Source organism: Proteus sp. G4380 (genome assembly GCF_963885725.1).
Taxonomy (GTDB): domain Bacteria; phylum Pseudomonadota; class Gammaproteobacteria; order Enterobacterales; family Enterobacteriaceae; genus Proteus; species Proteus mirabilis.
In genome coordinates this window covers 1-1,193 of record NZ_CAWPAV010000206.1, presented here as the reverse complement: position 1 = coordinate 1,193, position 1,193 = coordinate 1, and the positions used below count along the sequence as shown (strand labels likewise).

Genomic DNA, 1,193 nt, shown 5'->3' with positions numbered 1-1,193 from the left:
AACCACTCTTTTTTTTATGCGTTAAATGATGATCTTAAAATCGTGTTTTATATTAGTTTTATTTACTTTTTTTAGTATCTAACGTTGAGAGCCAAGCTACTTTTGCGGTGGTATTTATTGTGATGACATACCTATGTCATAAATCCCCCTTAAAATTAACATCACAATAACCCATTTTTTTAATGGTAGGATGTTCTACATTCTCCCCATTCGCCGTTAATAATGATTTCACATAGTAGGTCTAAACATATGAATAAATCGGTTGAAGCAGTAATTTTAGATTGGGCTGGTACAGTAGTCGATTTTGGCTCTTTCGCCCCCACACAAATTTTTGTCGATGCCTTTGCTCAAGCCTTTAACTTTAAAATAAGTTTATCAGAAGCACGAGGGCCGATGGGGATGGGGAAAATCGATCATATTCGTGCTTTACTTAACGAGCCTAATATTCGCACTCGCTGGACAGCCCAATTTGGTCACCCACCAAGTGAAGAAGAGGCACAGCATATTTATCGCACCTTTATGCCGTTACAAATTGCACAAGTGGTACATTTTGCTAAACCGATTGAAGGAGCACTTGAGGCTATCACGACCATAAGAGCACAAGGAATTAAAATCGGCTCTTGCTCAGGTTATCCTAAAGCCGTAATGGATGTATTAGTACCGAAAGCCGCTGAATATGGTTATCAGCCTGATTGCGTGGTTGCTAGTGATAAAATTGCCGCCGGCTCTCGCCCAGGCCCTTGGATGGCGTTAAAGAATGTGATTGAACTGGGTGTAATGAGTGTAGCACACTGTGTTAAAGTCGATGATGCAGTAACAGGTATTGCCGAAGGGTTAAATGCCGGTATGTGGACTGTCGGGTTATCTGTTTCAGGCAATGAGTTTGGTGCCACCTTTGAACAATATCAAACAATGGAACAGGCAGAAATAGAAAACCGTAAGCGCATTGCTGAAAATAAACTACGTACCGCTGGTGCTCATTATATTATTGATACCCTTGCCAATTTACCTGCGGTGATAGAAGATATTAATCAGAGGATCGCTAATAATCAAAAGCCGTAACTATTATCCAATACCAACGCCCAATAAAGCAGTAATGGGCGTAATTGGTCAATAGAGAATATAAAGATATATCTAGGTATTCTTTAATATGAAAATAATACTTCGCACTTTTATATTTCTATATTTTATTT

At 38.9% G+C, this 1,193-nt stretch carries 1 protein-coding gene; it reads left to right on the top strand.

What is annotated here, in order from left to right:
* Window positions 1–249: 249 nt before the first annotated feature.
* Window positions 250–1,062 (top strand): phosphonoacetaldehyde hydrolase, encoded by an 813-nt coding sequence (gene phnX, locus AACU98_RS17780; RefSeq protein ID WP_161735291.1) that lies wholly within the window; start codon window positions 250–252, stop codon window positions 1,060–1,062.
* Window positions 1,063–1,193: the final 131 nt, after the last annotated feature.